The sequence below is a fragment of the Acinetobacter sp. YH16053 genome, assembly GCF_013417035.1.
In the GTDB taxonomy this organism is placed as follows: domain Bacteria; phylum Pseudomonadota; class Gammaproteobacteria; order Pseudomonadales; family Moraxellaceae; genus Acinetobacter; species Acinetobacter towneri.
In genome coordinates, this window is record NZ_VPEP01000004.1 from 154,574 (window position 1) to 175,530 (window position 20,957).

Sequence of the window (20,957 nt, forward strand, 5' to 3'; positions counted from 1 at the left end):
AAAACCTTAGAAAAACCTACCTTTGCCTTATGAGTAAAATCGAATATTTGAAACAGTAAAACTTTTAAAAGAAGCTTGAATTTATTCAACTCAGGTCTAAGTTAAGTGCTGCTATTTTTTTCATTTTTTTTGTGCGTCATTTAGTCTGATGATGGATTTTCTCTGTTTTGCAACATTTTTAGCTAATTTGCACCATTATCGTGCAAAGCTCATTTACTCTACTTTTCACAAAATTTATGCCATCTCAAGCAGACCATCTGCATAAAATCGGCTATGCTTACTCAAATACAGCACACAGCTTTATTCATGCAGTCGCATCTGTCTTTATCCATCATACAACTTGTATTTGTGTGCGCGGCATGTGTCACTTTTCTTGCATCCACCTTGCTCGACAGCATTTTTCATGATCAGACTTAACGCCACACAATGGGGCTCCATCTTTGCCTTATTTGCAGCCTTTTTGTTTAGTACCAAAGCCATTTTTATTAAACAAGCTTATGCACTTTCACCGTTGGTCGATGCAACCGTACTCATGGCTTTGCGCATGGCAAGTGCCCTGCCTTTCTTCCTACTGATTTGTTGGCTCAATCGCTACCACAGCCGCAACATCTCTACACGCAATTGGCTGCTGCTGATCTTTGCAGGTTTGATGGGCTATTATTTTTCCAGTTGGTTGGATTTTTTAGGGCTGATGTTCATTAGTGCCTCATTAGAACGCATTATTCTGTTTTTATACCCAACACTCACCGTCTTGGCTTCGAGTGTGATGTATCGGCAGAAACTTAGCTGGTTGAGTCTGTTTGCAATTGCTCTGAGTTATGGCGGAACAGTGATTGTGATGTTACAGGAACAGAGCAATACTCCGCATGACACGTATTTTTGGTTAGGCAGTAGTTTAGTGTTCGCCAGTGCAGTGTGTTTTGCAGGCTATTTATTGCTGACCAAAAGCCTGATTCAGCATTTTGGCTCTTGGAATTTTACAGGTCTGGCTTTAAGTATTGCCTGCATCGGTACGCTTACGCATTACAGTTTGGTCACACCGAATCCACTGGGACTGGTGCAACAACTGCCTGTAGAAGTGCTAGGCTATGGTATTGCTTTAGGGATATTTGTCACAGTCTTGCCCACCTTACTCATGGCGCACAGTATCGCCCGTTTAGGTGCGGCACAATCGGCCATGATTGCTTCAATTGGCCCCATCTTGACGATTCTATTGGCCACAGCATTTTTAGGTGAACATCTAAATGGCATACAATGGTTCGGCTGCATGCTCAATATTGTAGGCGTGATGATGATCACCTTGTCCAAAAACAAGTTCTCTCATTAAGTTAAAGGCGACATCCTGCCACTAATGAAGTTGAATATTGGATTCAATCTTTGAGCTACTGCAACCCCGTTTTACCATTGACCTTAGGATAATTATGAACACTGCACCCGACATCAGCCAAGATAAAACCCTGCTCTGGTTGATGGCGATTGCCTGTGGCCTATGCGCGGGTGCGAATTATTATTGCCAACCGCTGATTTACTCGATTCATCAATCTTTCCAGATTCCGCAATCCCAAGTGGCATTGACGGTGACTTTTGCACAAGTGTCTTATGCTCTGGGTTTATTATTCATTGTGCCTATGGGCGATATTGTCAATAAAACCAAATTCATTCCCCTATTGATGTTTTTGGCCTCGATTGGCTTATTTTTATGTGCCTTTTCCAGCAATTTAAGCATGCTATGGATTGGCACGATTATCACAGGGCTGTTTTCTGTGGCGGCACAAGTCTTAATTCCCTTTGCCACCATGACCGTAAAACCTGAAAAAATGGGTGAAGTGGTTGGTTTATTGATGAGCGGTTTATTGGTCGGTATTTTACTTTCGACCAGTTTGGCAGGTTTGCTGTCCAATTTATTCCACTGGAAAGTGATTTACCTGATTAGTGGCGTGCTGATGCTATGCATTGCCGCAGTCCTCAAAGCACGCTTACCCTTTATCTCAACCAGCAAACTCAGCTATTTGGCCGTGTTTCAGTCTATGGGCAAACTCATTTTAGAAGAACGTCGTTTGGTCTATCGTGCCTTGCTCGGTGCGTTTGCTTTTGCAGCGATGAGTGTGTTGTTTTCTACCATTGCAGTATTACTCAAATCCAGTTTTGGCTTAGCCGACTTTATGGTGGGCATTGTGGCAATGGTGGGAGTATTCGGTGCTCTTTCGACTAAACATGTGGGAAAAATTGCAGATCGCGGCTATGTTACAGCACTGACTTGGGGTGGTTTAGCTTTATTAGCAATTAGCTGGGTCTTTCTATACAACGGACAATTCAGCTTATGGAGTTATATTCTTGGTTTTGGCTTAATTAACCTTGGGCTTGCCACCGTACACAGCAGCAACCAAAACGTGATTTTCCGTTTACACCCCGATGCCAAATCGCGGATTAACTCAATTTATATGACCAGTTATTTTACTGGCGGTGCTTGTGGTTCTGCCTTGGGAATCTATGCATGGCAACATGGTGGATGGTTATGGAGTTGCCTAGTTGGTTTGTGTTTTGTTACCGCCGCAATGAGCTTTGCCCTACTCGACTGGCAGCATCAACGTCAACACACCGCCATGCCTTAAACGCTGCGATTACAATCAAGCAAGTCGCTTAAGACATTTGCATCACAGGGTAAAATGGCTGACTCAATTCCACATTTTCTAAATTTTCCAATAAAATTTGGATAAAACACGGCATCAACGCACACAATAAAGTATTGGCATGGCTGAGTTGTTTGCGGTTGATTGCACTGTTATAAGTTGCACCACCTTGTAAAAGTTGCTGCTGTAACGTCAATAAGCGCTTAAACAAACATGCCAAAATTGTGACCGAATCATGAATGTGCAATGCCTGCATAATCTGCTGTTTTTCTGCCTCATAATCTGCACGCCATTCAGCTTCAGTCATTTTTTGATTACGCCAATCCCAAAAACTTTGATACAAATAAGGGTTGGTCAGCAACACCTCTAAACTTTGTGGATATTTTTCCCAAATGATTCTCGCCATGCGCTGATCGACATCTTTTTGATACATGCGCTGCACAAATTGCTGCAAAGTCTGTTGTGTATGCTCTGCCGTCTGACCTTGCGCATACAAGGCACTCAACGCCACCCATGCTGTCATAAATTGCATATCGACATCATCATGAAACTCAATGGCTTTTTTCCACCAACTTAAACTGCGCTGCATGCGTAAATTAAATGCCGTTGAAAATTCATTTTTCTTAGTGCGATAAATTTCTTCTAATACCAACATTTTATTCTCCCTCTTATGCTGCGTTATCCTTATCTTTTCAACATACTAAAAAACGGCTACGCATACAAATACTGAGCAGTTCCGCTTTAGCGTCTACGGTTGCGCTGCTTTGTTCATGGTTATAAATACAAAGTTAATGCCAATGGATGTGGGTTGGGGATACTGTCGATTTTCACTTAAACCCCGTATAATGCGCGGTCTTGTGCTTTTGTTTTTCAATTCAGGTGGGTTATGACACGTGCCATCCAAACTTTACAACCTCGCATTTCGGTTGCCCCGATGATGGATTGGACATACAAATAAAATTAAATATTTATTATCAATAATTTAGTTTAATGTAAAAATATTGTGGCGTAAAATTGGTGTAAATCATAAACCTTTCAAGAAAACATCAAATAACTTAGTGGGTCACAAAATACATATCCGTTATAATAAAAAATGGATAGTGAGTATCACCATCCATAATTTTTTTAAAAACAACAATTACTGCTAGCTAGCACTTTTTCGCTTATCTGAAAGCTCTTTTCTCCATCTTATCAGACTCTCAATATCTGAACGTAGCTCATTTTCTTCAGGAATACGTATTGGGATTTCTGTTGACTGACTATGTTCAAAGCATGAATACTTAGTCATCAATTGTTCTATAAATATACAATCATCTTTTTCAATCAATGCTAAAGAATGTATTTTATTATCTGTTGTGATAGATCGACGATGTCTTCTTACAATTGAATTCAATAAGTCATCTTCAACACTTTTCTCTAATAATTTCCTAAAATCGCTACAAATGGCTTGAGCTAATTGTCGATAAACTTCTACTCCAGATTGTTGGCCTATCTTAGAAGCATCCCTTAATCTATCTAGAAGAATATTATTAGCTGTTTTTGTATTAGAATTCCAAGTTTGCTGATGTGCAGGATGTCCCACACTCCCATTAAAACTCTCAATACATAATGCCGAGAAATGGACCTTATGCCATTGTTCACCATTTTTCTTAGATACATCTTCCATTGTGCCAAAAAGTGATAGACGATGTGTAAATATAATAACTTGGCGTTGTTTGGCTAAATCTGCTAAACGGGAGGCCACATGCCATTCATAATCATGATCTAAGGAGGAAATTGGGTCATCAAATATAAATGGAGCCAAATAAGGCTTATTGACTACATCTGCTAAGAAAGCTGCTAAAGAAATTATTCTACGCTCCCCTTCACTTAAAACTGATTCTGGTAGTAAGTTTTGATTAGTTGCCCCCTTTAATTGAATTTTATGAAAAACTTCCCCTCTCGCTGTTCTCGCTTTTATTAACTCAACCTTTAAATGATGTGCCCCCAATAATCGTAATTCGTCATTGAAACGCCGAATATATGCTTCAGTAATAGCTCTTTCAGAAATTGATGCGGCTTTAGTGGAAATATGTCTAGGATTTGTTAGTGACTTCCACAACTCGTACTGCTTATGATTTCTTAATCTAAGTACTTCTTGCTTTATTGATTCAACTTGCTGACTGGCCCACATCTTAGCTTCTAATTCTAACTTTTGCTTATTAGCCAGAACTCTATCAAACTCTGTAGCATCCTGATCAAATTGATTTGCCTCTCGATTTAATCGATCTGTATATTCATTAAGATCAACTATTACTTTTTGTACTTCGGAAATATCGCTAAGTACCCCCTGCTCTTCATGAGCATTAAGAACCAAACTATTATTCTTAATTTTTAACCAGATACCCCCCAAACAATTTAACCAATCGTCAGTACCGATTCCCGCAGCCTCACATTGAGTTCTTATTTGTTGATCCGTTAAAGCTAAAGGAAGTTGGGCAAGGCTAGCTTTATAGGTTTTTTCTGCATTTGCAGCATCTTGTTCAAGAGTACTACATACAAATTTTTCAAAATTTTGTAGTCGTTCTTTTGCCTCAAGATTAAGCTCTTGATGGCAAAGTAAACATTTTGCATCATCCGTAACTGGAAATTTTTGTTCTGAATATACCACTTGAGAATACTTTCTAGCAGCGCTCCACATTGCTCGCCAAGTATCACCACCTACCCCAGTTAATTCACCAGCTATATTCTTTGCTGCATCTAAGGCAACTTGGCGCTTTTGCACTACATCTTGTTTAAGAAATCTAAGCAATTCGATATTTGAAGAGCTTAGCGAGTGTTGTGCCCCTTCAAGTGCTTTAATAATTTCCTTCACTTGTAAGGCTGTTTTTCTTCTTTGCTTCGCAAGTTCAGTTGGATTATCTGTACTCAACCTTAAATTCAAATTATTGAGTTGCTGTTGATCATTTTCAGACCATAAAGTAAAGCTCTCTAGGAATTTATCATTCGTTTGGTCATTTAATGCATTCAACTTAGTAGCTATTTCTGTTGAATAGAATTGACTAGGAAGCTTTGGTAATTTACTGAAAAGAGTATCCTGCTCGGTTTGTAGTATATCCTTTACTTTTGAGCAAACTTTTGCCAATTCTGCAAACAAGGTAACTGCTGGAGGCGTATATGTAGCAGTACTCTCTTTGGTTAAATAATAATTTGCTTCTTCACTATCAAAAATATCAATTGAAACGAGGTCATCTAAACATGACTCATGAGCACCCCACTTAATTTCTTGCTCACTCCCATCTATATCAATTACAAATGTACAATGACTAAGATCCGGTGGCGGCAAAAAAACATTTGATTTTAAATTCTGTGCTCTTGGGACTCCTGATACTTTTTTTAATATACGTGTATAGCTCGACTTACCTGAACCATTATGTCCATAAATTACACTTAAATTCCCTTTTCCAAATGTTAAGGGGCTTTTAGGAGCTAAGTTTTCTATACCAACAACTTCATTGATAGCTTTTAGACGCAATTCATTTTTGATTTGGTTTCCAGTCAAGTCATCATAAGTTCGGTGAGTTGTTACCGCTTTGCCTTCGGGAGTTTTTATTAGTATGCATAAATCCTGATAGTCATTATCATCAAGCTGACCTTTCTGAAGTATTCGTATCGCCGCTTCTTGTAACCAATCGGCTTGTGTTAATAGCCATTTTTTAATCTCAAGTTCAATTATCATAATTCCCCCCACTTAATATTTATGCTTTAAACTGTTTAAATATAGCTAAATTCTAAAAAAATCAGCACATAAAAATATCTGTAAAACACCATTTCCTATGGTTTTAGGTATGATGATAAATTAATTATTCAGCTATAAATTCTTTTAAATTTAGAAATATCAAACTAAATCTTAAATTCCAGATACTTAAATATATTCTTTTATCACATGTAAAACCAATTAACTTCCAGATTCTGATTTTCCAATGTTAAAATAAAGTTAGCGTACTAACACAGCAGAGTTAATACACTTCCTTTATTTTGTCCAAGCATTCGACAATTGCTCAGCCTGCTTCATCACCAACTCAATCGCTTCAGCTGCTTTATCAGGTGGATACTTCCAACGCTGTAAAGTACGACGTACTAATATTTTCAGCTGAGCACGGACACTGTCCCTAACCTGCCAATCGACGGTCGTTGACTTCCTGAGCTTTTCGGTAATCTCTCGTGCGATCTGTTTCAACGTATCGTCTCCAAGCTCTCTGACAGCACTTTCATTGTTTGCCAAAGCATCATAGAAAGCGATTTCATCAGGATTCAAACCAAGTGAAGCTTCACGCTGCATCTCTGCCTGAAATTCTTTTGCCATTTGAATGAGTTCTTCAATGACCTGAGAAGTTTCAATCGCTCGGTTATTGTATTTCCTCAAGGTTTCCTGCAAACGGTCAGAGAAGCGTTTTTCCTGTACCACATTGTTTCGTGTCTTTGCCTTAATGCCATCATTGAGTAACTTTTCCAACAGTTCAACTGCCAAGTTACGGTATGGCATCTGCCGTACATCTTCTAAGAACTCATCTGAAAGCAAGCCAATGTTGGGTTTATCCAAACCACACATTGCAAAGACATCTGTTACGCCATCAGCAATGACAGCATTATCCAGAATCTGTTTTAGCGTACTGTCCTTTTCAGCTTGCGACAGTTTACGATCTACAGAGGTATGCTTGCTAATGACCGCTTTAATGGCTGAGTAAAAGGCAATTTCTTTGTGCAGGTTCTTCGCTTCATCCAAGGTGCTGCATAAAGAGAAGGCTTTATTGATTGCCAGAACTAAATCAAGAAAACGCTTTTTACCATCCTTCAAGCTCAGCACATAGTTAGCTGCGGGGATAATCAGTCGGTGTGCCTGAGTTTCGTAAGCACTTAAATCCATGCCTACCTGTTCATTGGTTTTGGCAAACATTCCTCGTATGGCATCCATCTTTTCAGCAAGAACTGCATAGGCTTCTTCTGCACGTAAAGTCGGCTCACCTTTACCTTTGGCATCGGTATAGGTTTTTAAGGCTTGCTTCAATTCATTAGCAATGCCGATATAGTCAACAACTAGTCCACCCTGCTTATCTTTAAAGACACGGTTCACACGTGCAATAGCCTGCATGAGGTTGTGTCCCTTCATCGGTTTGTCGATATACATGGTATGCGTGCATGGTGCATCAAAACCTGTAAGCCACATATCGCGCACGATCACTAACTGCAAAGGATCATTCACATCTTTAAAGCGTTTCTCAAGACGTTTTTTGACTTGCTTGTTATAAATGTGTGGCTGTAACAATGGTTTATCTGAAGCTGAACCCGTCATCACAATTTTGATTTTGCCTTTTTCAGGATCAGGGTCATGCCAATCTGGGCGCAAAGCAACAATTTCATTGTAAAGATGGACACAGATCTCCCGGCTCATGGTCACAATCATACCTTTGCCTGCTGTGGTTTCGGTACGTGCTTCAAAATGTGCGACTAAATCCGCAGCAATCTGTTTCAGGCGTGGTGTGGCACCCACCAGTTTTTCTAGTCGGCTCCACTCACTCTTGGTCTTTTCTCGGTTACCAACATCTTCCTCATCTTCCACCACCTCATCCACTTGATCAGACAGCTCTTCGATTTCAGCCTGATTAATATCTAGCTTTGCCAAACGTGATTCGTAGTAAATCGGTACAGTTGCCCCATCATCGACGGCATCCTGAATGTCATAGATGGAAACATAATCACCAAAGACAGCTCGGGTGTCTTTATCCTCACTCGAAATCGGCGTTCCAGTAAAGCCAATAAAAGCAGCATTCTTTAAAGCATCACGCATGTGCTTGGCATATCCAAACTTGTACGTGCCATCATTGCTTAGTTTTGCTTTCAAACCATATTGGCTACGATGTGCTTCATCTGACATCACAACAATATTGTGGCGTCCATTCAATAATGGATGCTCACTCTCACCTTCCAATAATGCAAACTTTTGTACTGTGGTAAAGATGATGCCACCAGACTCACGCTCAGCTAAAAGCTGTCTCAGCTCATCACGGGTATTGGCTTGTACTGGGGTTTGTTTTAATAGTTCTTGAGCATTGCTAAAGGTTTCAAAGAGCTGTCCATCCAAGTCATTACGGTCGGTTACGATTAACAAGGTTGGGTTGTGCATGGCAGGCTGCTGTAAGAGTTTGCCTGCATAGCAGCACATGGAAATACTTTTACCCGAGCCTTGGGTATGCCAAACAACGCCTGCTTTCTTATCCCCATTCGGATTGGCTGCTGCAATGGTCGCTTGTACCGCTTCCCTAACCGCATGGAACTGATGGTAGCCTGCAATTTTCTTAATTGTCTTTTCGCCATCTGTTTCAAACAACACAAAGAATCGAATGTAATCTAGGAACAATTCTCGATCAAAGAAACCTCGAACAACTGTCTCTAACTCCCATTCTAAAGCGGGTTTATCATCTTCATTCTTGATCGTACGCCACGGTAAAAAGCGTTCCTGATTCGCAGTCAGTGAACCCACACGAGCCGTTACGCCATCACTCACCACCAAGGCTTCATTAAAAACAAACAGATCCGAGATTTCTTCTTTATAGGTTTGCAGCTGGTTAAAGGCATCCCAAATATCCGCATTTTCATCGGTTGGGCTTTTTAACTCCAACATGGCAAAGGGAATACCATTAATAAAACAGATGATGTCAGGGCGTCGTGGCTGCTTACTACCCAGAATGGTAAATTGATTGATAGCAACAAATCGGTTTTGATGCACTTGGTTGAAGTCCACCAAGAACGCATGGTCGTGTACCCAATCATCATGCTTTTTATAGGTGACAGGTACACCTTCCAATAACATACGATGGAATGCACGGTTATTGGTCACTAAATCCAGACTCTCAGGCTTGCTCAGTTTTTGCCAAACCTGTTCAAAACAGCTTGCAGGCAAATGTGGATTTAAGCGTTCAAAAGCCGCCTGTAAATCAGCTTCCAATAAAATCTGTTTATAGTCTTTGCGTAAAGGATTACTGCTCTCAGGGGCAATATCAATACCATGAACGACTTCCCAGCCATTTTCAGCGAACCAATCTAGGCATAAGTTTTCGAGTTGTGTTTCTTTCATGGTTTATTTAATCCTTTCTTATAACTTACTTCTGCTCGATGCTTTGAAATTCTCAGCTTGACCGTCGATTAACTCTAAACGGTAACGACGTCGATCTAAAACCTCCAAGAAACCTAGTTCATACCCTTCATTCACAATAATTTTTCCATTCTGAATATTTACGGAAACCCCTGTATGTTCACATAACAGTTTCAAACGATCTTTATCAATATTCTTAGTTTCAGCTTGTGATTTAATAGATGCAATATACCGAGCTGCACGAGGTCTTTTTTCAGCATAAGCCTGTATGCTAGTAAAATCGACATAACCTAGATCAGCTGCAATAGATGAAATGTTTGTAGGCACAGCTTGTAAAATAGCTTCTTGTAACCTCCCAGCAAATTCAAAAGCACTTGGTCGAATTATGTGAATATTAGAATTATCAATTAAAAGATCAAAGTCAGCATCTAGCTTAAATACTTTTTCTTCAACAATTTTTAATGTGTCATCACATAGGCTAATGAGTTTATTTTTCAATACCCCTTTGAACTGAATAGCTCTACGTAAGGCAGTTAGCTTTTTCCCAGATTGATCAGAAAACCTAGCGAAATAGCAGAAAATTTCTGTTGGATTTTTTAAAACCTTGCTATTTATCGGTAGGTTTAAAGCCTCATGCAAGTCCTTCATTGTTTGTGCCATTTGGTCAGAAATCGGTAAATATAAATACTCTATACCAGCATGCTTTTCTGACGGTTGATATAAATCAGGGCTAGGACTACTTTTATTCATGATTTCAACAGTTGCCTTAGCCATCTCAACTAATGCTTTCTGAACGTTCACATCTACAGGAACAGCCTCAAAAAACTGTTGATTTTGATCTTCTGACTCTCTCCCCACCCCAAATTCAATATTCTTAATATTACTAAAGTCAAAATCTATAGCCACACTAAATCTCCAAATAAACTGTATTACTTAATCTATACGCTTCTATTTCATCGCCATTTAACACGATGGCTCTTTTTGTAATAAGTACCTGAGGTATTTTACCACTGATAGAATTATTATCTTCAGGCGGACAAATTGTAAAAATACGATAGCCTTTCATTGCAAATAAAATATTCATGTAATGTAAATTTAAGTGCAAAAACAAAAAAATCACAAAGATTAAAGCAACTAATGTAGTCCCTATGTCTCTTAAGCTCTCTATACCAACAGAATAAAAAGGCAATAAGGTAGCAAATAAATAGACTAAAATGTGATCCTTATGATCATCTGCAGTTCCAACCTTTATTATGCGTTTATCATTTTGTTTCTTGGCAATATTAATTCTTCGCCATAAAAATAAATTAGGAATAATGACAAATAAAACACAAAAGGAAGTTAAATATAAATCAGATACCTCTTGATTCCCACGTAAAGCCCACAAAATAAATAATGGTGAAAAGCTACTTAACACCATCATTACACGTATAAAACCTAGTGTCTCATTCTGTTGAATACTCATATTCAGTCTCACTACCTAGATCTGATACATCAATCTCACCCGATAACAACTTTGGCAATAAAGTATCTCTAATATCAACTAAACTTTGGCTTTCCTTTGCCTTTAAAGCAATTTCATCATATAGCGTTCTAACTGTTTTAGTATAACTAGCAACTATTTTTTCATCAGGACAAATAAAATTGATTTCTCTAAAATTTTTCTTACTGATTTCCTGAAAGGTCGTACCTGATGCACGCCCTTTAATTTCAGCCATATTAGCCTCACACCACTGAATTAAATATTCAGCCGAATATTTCGTGTTTGGCAAAATTGCTATATAACCTTGGTTAATGGCTACTTCAATTTTCGCCAAAGCCAAATAACCAACTGGCGCACGAGATGACATCAATACAGTATCTTTTGGCAATAAACCTGAACTGATTTTTTTTAGCCCAGCATTAGTTATTTTTCTGTCCGTATTTAACAAAATTTTATCAGTTAAATTGGATAAATCTTTAGGTGTCGTCCAATGATGTGTCCCATTATCCCAAAACTCAACATTTTTAGTTGAGGGTGTTGCACCACCAACTGTTTGAATTTGATCGCCAACAGTCGAAACTTCCCACCCCTTCGGCACTTCCCCTAACTCACTCTCTACCAACTCATCAGGGAACAGCGCAGCAGTTGCTCGCAATTCAGCCAAATTTTCTTCAGCCATTTGCTCAATTTCTGCTTCACTTGTACCGCTAATTGCACACATCGCAGCAAGTTCAGAATTTTTCCCTTCTTGCTTGGCTGCAATTTTTGCACGCACGGGCTCAAAGTCGATAAACCAGCTTTTAAACATGGCTTGAGCAATAGATTCAAGGGTTTGGTTGATTTGGTTATTAAGGTAGATTTTGTCATCCAGACTCTTAACAATATCTACAATTATTTTCTGTTCTTTTAAAGATGGAAGACTAATTGGATAATTTTGCAAAAAATCTGTATCAAACTTACCGGCTCCTATTCCTGTAACATCCACTTTTCGTAAAAGTGTCTTTTCGTTACCTATGAACCAATATAATAAAAACCATGGATTTAAATTATCTTTAACTTTAATTCTTTTAACATCTTGATTATACGAAACCTCGTTCATCACAATTCCGACAGGAATTTTTTGATGTAAAATACTTCCTCTAACTAACAACAATATATCGTCTTTGTTTGCTAATTTAGAACCAGACTTTAATCCTTCATTTGTGATCTTCATATCTGATGTGGAAATTCTATTATTTGACATTGAAGAGGCACTAATCCAAGGAATATCACCATTCCAATATCTATCAATATTTTTTCTTGGTGTCCCACCAGAAAACCAATCCGTTATTTGTCCTAGTCTATATATTTTCCAATCATCACTCACACCTCACCCCCAAATTCTTTCCTAATCATCCAATAACCACGAGTTCCACCCACACGCTCAAGCCAACCTGCATCTTTTAAGTTGTTCAAATGCTTTTTCACCGCTGACTCATTAATCCCAAGCTGCTCTGCCATAGAACGATAGGAAACTTTCGGGTTCTGTTGAATCAAAACTAAAATCTCTTTGTGCCGATCTGTCAGCATATCTTCTTGGATTGAGCCACCTATTGAGCCACCTATTGAGCCACCTATTTTCTCAGTCGAAGGACGGTAAAACTCCCAATCCACAAAATCACCTTGGGCTTTCAGTTGAGGTTCTGCATTGCCTGCCTGTAAACAAAGGTCTTTGATACGAGCAATACCACTGCCCCACTGCTCGATATAACCCAGCTCTTTAAACACACGAGCCAAGACACGGTTACGAATCTCAGAACGACCTTGTGCCAAATCTTCTTCAGTCAGTCCATTTGGCAATCCACCTGGCGATACGATATTCAGAATGTCATCATAAATGCCAACCTTAATATCACGCCCTGCATTGCTATAGTCACGATGTAACACTGCATTCACCAAGGCTTCACGAATTGCAGGAATGGGGATTTCATAGCTTTCTGTACGTTGTAACCCTAAAATTTCTGCCCGTAGATGTAGATGATTCTTGATGAATTGCTCAGTTTGCTTCAACTGGCTAAACAAGTCGCCACGGTATTCTTTTTTATCCAAAAACACCGTCATGGTCGTACCTTTAAAGCGGCTACATTTAATCTCAACCTGCTCATAAAGCCCCAACAAAATGAGTAACCCATGACTTGGGTAATCCTGTCCATTCTGCTGAATGATCAATTTAAGATTACGCATTTTCTGCAAAGACAGCTCTTTACCCACCTCAGCAAAGGCTTGCTTTAAAGGCTGTAAATCTATGTCATCTAAACTGTATTGTGGATTCGGTTGCTCATCAAAGGTCTGGTTCAGACGCTGCAATTCAAGTTGCTGAATATATTCAGGCGATGCCACACGATTGCTTGCACCTAAACGGATATAGGTTCCCTGTGCCTTGCCTTGCGGCTTGAGATAATAAGGCAATAATGAACCACGGCTGACTTCAATCACCAGCAACTCAATGCCTTGGATATTCTCGATATAAATGTAAGGCAGAATATTAGGCGCACACAGCTCATTGATCATCGAAGTGATCTGATCTTGCAACTCAAAAATATCATCTTGAATACCTACGAGTTGGCGATCATCACTTACACCCACTACCAATTTACCACCACTGGTATTGGCAAAAGCAATCAGGGTCTTTGCGACCTGTTGCCCTTTCGGTAACTGCTCTTTAAATTCAAGGGTTTGACTTTCACCCTTCTGAATTTCTTGCAATAAAGGATGATCAGAACTCATAACCCAAGCCCTTTAGGTTCTTTTTAATCTCACTTTCCAAGACCGCACTTTCAGCAAATTGCTCTTTGAGCTGAGCAGTCAAACGTAGCATTTTCTCAGCAAATGGTTCGCCATCATCTTCCTGCTCGACTGCACCTACATAACGCCCTGGGGTCAATACATAGTCGTGCTTCTGAATATCTTTTAACTCAGCAGAGAAGCAGAAACCTTTCTCATCTTGATACGCTTCGCCTTCAAAATTTTCGCCTTGTTGCCAAGCATGTAAAGCATTGGTGATTTTAGCAATATCTGCATCGGTAAAGTCACGCAGTACGCGATCTTTCATATAGCCCAAATTACGGGCATCGATGAACAGAGTCTTGCCTTCACGGTTGGCTTTCTTTTTATCTAAAGACAAGCCATTCTTTTTGTCCTTGGTTAGAAACCAGATACAGGCTGGAATTTGCGTGTTGGTGAACAGTTGTCCTGGTAATGCAACAATACATTCCACCAGATCGGCTTCGATCAAGTTTTTACGGATCTCACCTTCATTGTTGGTATTGGAACTCATTGAACCATTGGCAAGTAACAATGCCATACTGCCTGTAGGTGATAGATGGTGCAGCATGTGCTGCATCCAAGCAAAGTTAGCATTGCCTTGTGGCGGTGTACCATACTTCCAACGCACATCACTTTCTAGAGAAGCATGCCACCAATCCTTGATATTAAAAGGCGGATTGGCCATGACAAAGTCAGCACGCAAGTCTGGATGCTGATCCTCTAAAAAGCTGTCAGCATTTTTCTTACCGAAATTAAAATCAATCCCACGAATTGCCATGTTCATGGCGGCCAGTTTCCATGTGGTCGGGTTGCTTTCCTGCCCATAAATAGAAATATGCTTTTTCTGTTCGGAGGCTTTGTAATGCTTTTCCTGAGCATGTTGTTCAATAAACTTTTCACTGGATACAAAGAATCCACCTGAACCCATTGCAGGGTCATACACTCGCCCTTTATAAGGCTGCAACATTTCAACGATTAAGGTGACGATGCTTTTAGGCGTGTAGTACTGCCCACCTTGCTTCCCTTCAGCCAAGGCAAACTGTCCCAAAAAGTATTCGTAGACGTGCCCAAGGATATCTTTACTGTGCAGACTGAGTTGCTCACCGTTATATTCTGGATTAGTAAAACTGGTGTCAGAAAAAGTATTGATCAGATCAAGTAGCTTGTCATTGTCCAGCTGGTACTGACCAATGCGATTCAGAATGCCCTTAAGTTTTGGATTGGCTTTTTCAATTTCATCAAAGGCATTGTCAATCAGCCAGGATACAGAGCGTAGTTTGACATCTTGCCCTTGTTCATCCTGCCAAATGATAGAGCCAATCGCTTGTGCTGCTGCATTACGGATACTTAACCAACGTGCTGCTTTGGGCACCCAAAATACGTTTTTTTCTTGGTAGTAATCCAGTATTTCTAGTTCATCAGCAATAGCCTGTTGGTATTCTTCTTCGCTGTCGTACTGATCACGCGGCATGTAATAGATGTTGTGGTCGTCTTTTTGTGCAAACAATTCTTTGAGTTCAGATTGCCGTTCATCAAAAGCATCTGATACGTACTTTAAGAAAATCAGTCCTAAAACAATATGCTTATAATTGGCTGCATCTAGACTGCTGCGTAATTTATCGGCGGCTTTCCAAAGCTTGTCATCTAAGTCATTTAGAAATTTTTGTTCCAATGAATGCATTTTATTTCCTCAATCCACGATCAACCGCTTTGGTTTTATACTTAATGTTAAACAATGTTGCTAAGTTAGCATATCTATGACTTATTAAAAGTCATGCACTTAACAAAAAAATTAGGAATTAATTCAGGCTTGTCATTTTAACGAGATAACCATAGCGAATATAGTCCTTTAACAACTGCTACGTCTTATAATGTCGTAAAAAAAGAGCAACCTAGAAAGTTGCTCTTTTCCAACCAATCGATTAATTGACGGGTCTGACTGATCGCTGCAACCCTTGCTGAATATCCTGCACAAACCCTTCAGGCGAAGCTTGTTGCTCCACCGAACGGTTTTGTTCTTGTTCAGGGTAGTATTCCTCCAGCACCTCTAACCCTTCCTCTATATCCGTTTCAAACCGTGCATTGGCAAAACCCTTCCTTGCGGTAAAGTCTAAAGCCTCCTGATAAAACCCCGCCTGCTTACTCTGCTCATCAATTTGCTTCGCCTGAATAATCGCCTCATTCAAGCTAATCCCTTCTCTTAAAGTCAGATCCACGTAATACACAGGCTGACGATAACTTTGTGTCGTACTCTTGCCCCGCAATATCAACTGCAAGGGTAGACATGACAACAAGCCATTTGATGCTGCATGGTAATAACTCAGCCGTGCAGCCAAAGTCCGAATACTATTAAAGCCTGTAGTTCTAAAGATGAAGGTGCCAAACTCATCCGATTCATCTAAGTTCACATGTAAACGTCCATAAGGTTTGCAGTTGCCACCTTGAGCCAATGGACATAAATCAGGGGATGGGCAGGGATGTTGCTCGACCCCTTGATTGGTTAAACGCTGGCAGGTTTCTCCATTACCGACACAGATAGGTCTTCCAGTCTGTCGGTCAAACAGGCTGTATTCTGCACGCAGGTTTAAATCAGGATCATTAAAGATCATTCTGACAGGGATTGAACGTAGCTTCTGATTCGGAGCATTCGCTCGCAGCTGATCATCCAGTGGATGTTTAACCCAGCCTTCTTTGCTTTGAATCTGGGAAGTAATGGTGAACTGGTCATCCTTTTCCGGTAGGCGTTTGCCATTCTTTTCAACCATCCGACCAATACTGATCCGTCCGAGTATTGGAGGAGTAATTGCTAAACCTTTAATCATGTTGATATTCCTTAATGTATTACCTTACAAATTTGGGTCTATATATGTAGGTCGGAACAATGACCAAATAAGTTACCCAAAGAATGTAGAGCCAGATAAAGTGCTACAGAGATCGCGACCGATTTGCTCTCTACCGAAGGGTAGAGAGCGGGGAGCGATTTTTGTGAATTTTTGATTTGGTGCTGTGTAAATAGGACTTAGTAGGTATAGATGTTGAATCGACGACTGCCCTGCTTTTCAAGTGGATAAAGCTCAATGAGTTCAGGCTGGTGCTGAAGCAATGCTTTGGTATTGAGGCTGATAGAATCCTTGGCTTTCTTCCAGACTACTGAGCCATGAGCAAAGACTGCCCTTTCCTTGTCTTGCATCATCATCTGGATTTCATGTTTAAGCTGGTCAAAGCGTTCCTGCTGATGCTGAATCTCTTCCTTCATTTTGATGAGCTGGTCGAACATCAAATTGGCATTTTCATTTTGCGAAAGATCCTCTACCGTTAAAGGCACATGCGCTGGATAGAGTTGTTGAATCGCTTTAGCTGCGGATTCACTGGCATCGACTGATGGTGGTGTATCCTTTTCCACGCATTCCCAGAAATATCGTTCTGCTTTAACAATATGTTCAATCACGGATTCTGATCGTGTCACTTTGAAGATCTTGGTTTCATGCCCACAGATCAAGACACAAACATGCGCTGCCTGTTTACCAGTCACCGCCAGTTGATGTTGCACCTGACAAAGCACGTATAAAGGCACACCATCACGCCAAAGCTTAGCCCCATGCTCACCTGCTGTTTTGCATTCCAAAATTTGGACTTCATCACTGCCGACCACGCTGTAATCCAGATTGGCTAACATAAAGTGTTTATCGGGATCAGGATGCTGAAGTACTGCATTGATCCGTCGCACCTTGTTATGAGTGTGCATGCTATAGAACTCTGCCACCAAAGGTTCCAGCTGCTTACCCCAATATAGCGGTGCTACACCTGAGCTTTCATCTTCTATGGATTGAGCCTGTCGTCCGGTTTTGATCAGCCAGAGTTCCAGCATCGACATATATGGATTAAGACCACAGGCAGTCGCGGCATCACTGCTACCGATACCTTGTTTACGAACTTCAAGCCAGTCCTGATATTCCATTCCTTTGGTATTGACTAGTCGCTTGGCTGCTGTTGAGCGTTTGGTGGTGACGGTTGGATTGACTACGATCTTTGATCCTACCGTCGTAGGCTGATGGGAAATAGGTACAATTTGATTCATGGAATTATCCTTATTAATTCTGATCTCTGTAAAAGAAATGCATAAAAAGCCATACCCGACACGAGGTCGGGTATGGCGATATGCATGCTGATTCAGATTGTTGATTGTGAGTAGTAAGTAGAGAGAGTTACGTGTGTGCTGTACTCAGCGATTGTTGAGACTTGCGGGGTTAAGGTTGGATGGATTACATGAGCTTAGGCTATCAAAGATAAAGCCTGTTCCAGTCCACGTTGCTTAAGACCTGCACCTGCACCGAACCAAGCTGAATCCAGTCGATGGTCGGTACTCATGGCACGTCGTTCATGATCCACAAATTCCGTGATCGAACACAGTAAGCCATAAGCTGTATCTTTCGCTGATGACAGGTCAGCACCGCGTCCTTGTCCATTAAACATCTCTAAAGCTTTATTCATGGCACGACCATTCGGTTCAGGCTTTTTCTCCTGAGCTTGCTGCGCGACATTACGATAGAACTGAATGATGTTTTCTTCAGGATCAGAAATTGACATGGTGCTGTTATTGAACACGGCATCAAAGTAAGCCTTGGCTTCCTGTTGACTCACCTTACGCTGTGTGAGCTGTTTCATCTCATACATGTGCTCATCCCATGCACGCACTGAAATACCTAATTGCTGCTTCACTTTCTCTGCATCAAACTTGGTACTATGTGGAACCTTCACTACACCTGCACTACTGCTCTGTCCACGTAGAGCAATGGCTAAAGTGTTGTTACAGACCACCCGGATACTTGTGAATTGTGCCGTCGTTGCCAACGTGCCGTCACACGCCGTAGCCAGCAGGATATAACCATTACTGACATCCTTAGACTTTAACGCGGTACTTTGCCCGGTACGTGCCAAAGCCCAGAACTTCTTACCACCTTTCAGAACCCCTGCGGTTTCTAACTCAAAGCCAGATTGCTCAGTCAGATCCCGGTAAAACTCCAGAATCTCTTTAGGCTGAACTTCCTGATAACGCTGACTGACTACAGATAAAGGTGCATGGGTATCTGAACGATACAAGACACGCTGCTCTTCAAATGGCATGATGATGCTCTGACCACGCTCATTCTGTGCCATATAGCTGACGTTCGAGGATTCTATCCGCCAGTCCATCCCAGCTTGCTGTGCCCATACTTCCAATGGTTGATTCGGACTTAGCTGATTACCGAGACCATGCCAAGGGGTTTCGCCAACGTAGGCGATTTGTTCGATTTGATGTGCCATCGTTTTTATCTCCTAGGTTGTTAGCGGAAGTTCTGCTGACATTGATTACAGTGATAGTAGGTCATAGTGATTGGCTTTTTCGGCTCATCAAACATGCTGCTAAATAGACCACCAATGACCGCACCTGCAAGCCCGCCAAGCAGTGGTGATACAGGCAATGGAAAGCTTTTAGAAATGGATGCACCAATGGTGGCAAACGAAGCTGATGCTGCTAGACTTGTGGAATCAGATCCACTCACTTGCTGATTAACAACCTGAATGATCTGATCCGAAAAACAATAAGGACAATTTAAACTCATAATATATACCTCTAGAAATGACAAAGGCTCACCGATTGGCAAGCCTTGTAAAGTATTTAAAACCTTGTTTTCATCTAGATAATATATATCTGAGATTATTTTCATTTAGCGCCTATCATACTGTGCTCTTAACTGACCTTTACCAAATACTCTTCGTCCTCTTGGCTTAACGCGTAAGTATTGAAGAGTACGTTTATGATGATCAGCAATATATTCCATTGCTCTAATAAAATTTGCCACTTGAGTTGAATCGCGACGATGAATCACACCGATCCCTAGCTCATCTTTACTTCGAAGTTCCGCTACACGTTTATGGTTCCAACAATTATAGCCTTGACCAAAATCTCTAGTAATATCCTTCCATAACTCAATAATTTCATTCCCCCAATATTCCGCGCTTCCAGCACGGTAGGCATTATCATAGATGATTGCTAAGTGACAGTGAAAACCTTTACTTTTACCGCCTTGTTCCACTCCCCATATATACCCGACTACATGTTTAAATATGCCATCTTTATTTTGAATACGATTAAGCAGTATATCCAAATCATTATAAATATCTTCAACTCTGATGCGACTAGAATGTTCTTGTAAATAACCCAAGTCCACCCGAGCAACTAATATTCGGCTATATTTACCAATTATTGACTCACAATATTCCTGCACTTCAATTTTATTTTCATCTTTCTGTTTTTCGATCATCTTATAATCTTTTTCAAAATCCTCAGATAAATCTAAAAACCACGCTCTCATCTCTCTATACCCAATTATCTTTAGCTCATCCATAAGATCAAAATAATCGGAATCTATTCTCTGTAAGTCATATCTCAGAATTACAAAGAATTTAAGATAACCTGGGTATTCATCATCAGGATCATAAATATCATTAAAGTCTAATAACAGATTAGTAAGCTGTGAATAGAATTCATCCCATTCCCTACTTCTTCTTTTAAGACATTTTAAGAAGTTCTCAATATCAAGTGTAAGTTGTGCCTGATTAATTAAATTTCTCATGTTTAAACCTATGTGTGTGATAGTTACATAGGTATAGGGAATTCAGTATATGTATACGTTTACTTTAAAATAGAGGGTTACCTAATAAACGATTAGATTAATAACCAAAGCTTTAGGGAGTCCAAATTCCTCCTGTAGTGCAGTACCTATTCTCCACATGAAAAACTTTTCCTCCCTGCTCTACGCTTAAATTCATGCAGGCTCTAGTCTCAAAAAAGCTAGAATTAAGGAATAAAATGAATTTTAGACTATATCGTTTTAGTACCTAATTTTAGTTATAAAAAAATTAA

Annotated in this window: 15 protein-coding genes; 2 read left to right on the forward strand and 13 right to left on the reverse strand. The window is 40.2% G+C overall.

Annotation, left to right across the window (positions count from 1 at the left end):
* Positions 1–403: 403 nt before the first annotated feature.
* Both FTV43_RS05570 and FTV43_RS05575 read left to right on the forward strand, forming a co-directional pair.
* Positions 404–1,327 (forward strand): DMT family transporter, encoded by a 924-nt coding sequence (locus FTV43_RS05570; RefSeq protein ID WP_179995060.1) that lies wholly within the window; start codon positions 404–406, stop codon positions 1,325–1,327.
* A gap of 94 nt (positions 1,328–1,421) precedes the next feature.
* Positions 1,422–2,612: an MFS transporter gene (locus tag FTV43_RS05575; RefSeq protein WP_004974921.1), complete on the forward strand. Its 1,191-nt coding sequence runs from the start codon at positions 1,422–1,424 to the stop codon at positions 2,610–2,612.
* Positions 2,613–2,640: 28 nt separating this feature from the next.
* Here FTV43_RS05575 and FTV43_RS05580 read toward each other — a convergent pair whose 3' ends face one another.
* From FTV43_RS05580 to FTV43_RS05640, 13 genes are all read right to left on the reverse strand, one after another.
* A complete protein-coding gene (locus tag FTV43_RS05580; protein ID WP_179990044.1) occupies positions 2,641–3,285 on the reverse strand; it encodes a hypothetical protein in 645 nt (214 codons plus the stop codon).
* A 489-nt stretch (positions 3,286–3,774) separates the two neighbouring features.
* Positions 3,775–6,348 carry an AAA family ATPase gene (locus tag FTV43_RS05585; RefSeq protein ID WP_179990043.1) on the reverse strand — a complete coding sequence of 858 codons (2,574 nt, stop codon included), beginning with the start codon at positions 6,346–6,348 and terminating at the stop codon, positions 3,775–3,777.
* A gap of 294 nt (positions 6,349–6,642) precedes the next feature.
* Positions 6,643–9,744 (reverse strand): type I restriction endonuclease subunit R, encoded by a 3,102-nt coding sequence (locus FTV43_RS05590; RefSeq protein WP_179995061.1) that lies wholly within the window; start codon positions 9,742–9,744, stop codon positions 6,643–6,645.
* Between the two features lie 18 nt (positions 9,745–9,762).
* A complete protein-coding gene (locus FTV43_RS05595; protein ID WP_179995062.1) occupies positions 9,763–10,668 on the reverse strand; it encodes a Kiwa anti-phage protein KwaB-like domain-containing protein in 906 nt (301 codons plus the stop codon).
* A gap of 1 nt (position 10,669) precedes the next feature.
* Positions 10,670–11,227, reverse strand: coding sequence for a hypothetical protein (locus FTV43_RS05600; RefSeq protein ID WP_179995063.1), 558 nt, complete (start codon positions 11,225–11,227; stop codon positions 10,670–10,672).
* Complete coding sequence (locus tag FTV43_RS16225) at positions 11,208–12,611, reverse strand: restriction endonuclease subunit S (RefSeq protein ID WP_179995064.1); 1,404 nt, start codon at positions 12,609–12,611, stop codon at positions 11,208–11,210. Before FTV43_RS16225 ends, FTV43_RS05600 begins: the two co-directional genes overlap by 20 nt.
* Positions 12,608–14,011: a helix-turn-helix domain-containing protein gene (locus FTV43_RS05610; protein WP_179995065.1), complete on the reverse strand. Its 1,404-nt coding sequence runs from the start codon at positions 14,009–14,011 to the stop codon at positions 12,608–12,610. The genes FTV43_RS16225 and FTV43_RS05610 overlap by 4 nt, the downstream gene beginning before the upstream one ends.
* A complete protein-coding gene (locus FTV43_RS05615) occupies positions 14,001–15,731 on the reverse strand; it encodes a class I SAM-dependent DNA methyltransferase (protein ID WP_002126071.1) in 1,731 nt (576 codons plus the stop codon). The genes FTV43_RS05610 and FTV43_RS05615 overlap by 11 nt, the downstream gene beginning before the upstream one ends.
* A gap of 241 nt (positions 15,732–15,972) precedes the next feature.
* Positions 15,973–16,872, reverse strand: a complete 900-nt coding sequence (locus tag FTV43_RS05620; protein WP_179995066.1) for a hydrolase or metal-binding protein — start codon at positions 16,870–16,872, stop codon at positions 15,973–15,975.
* Positions 16,873–17,069: 197 nt separating this feature from the next.
* Positions 17,070–18,128, reverse strand: coding sequence for a YqaJ viral recombinase family protein (locus tag FTV43_RS05625; protein WP_179995067.1), 1,059 nt, complete (start codon positions 18,126–18,128; stop codon positions 17,070–17,072).
* A gap of 194 nt (positions 18,129–18,322) precedes the next feature.
* Positions 18,323–19,354, reverse strand: a complete 1,032-nt coding sequence (locus FTV43_RS05630; protein ID WP_179995068.1) for a DUF932 domain-containing protein — start codon at positions 19,352–19,354, stop codon at positions 18,323–18,325.
* A 20-nt stretch (positions 19,355–19,374) separates the two neighbouring features.
* Entirely contained in the window at positions 19,375–19,653 is a 279-nt protein-coding gene (locus FTV43_RS05635; RefSeq protein WP_179995069.1) for a hypothetical protein, read from the reverse strand.
* A gap of 105 nt (positions 19,654–19,758) precedes the next feature.
* On the reverse strand, positions 19,759–20,667 hold the full coding sequence (locus tag FTV43_RS05640; protein WP_179995070.1) for an inovirus-type Gp2 protein: 909 nt from the start codon (positions 20,665–20,667) through the stop codon (positions 19,759–19,761).
* Positions 20,668–20,957: the final 290 nt, after the last annotated feature.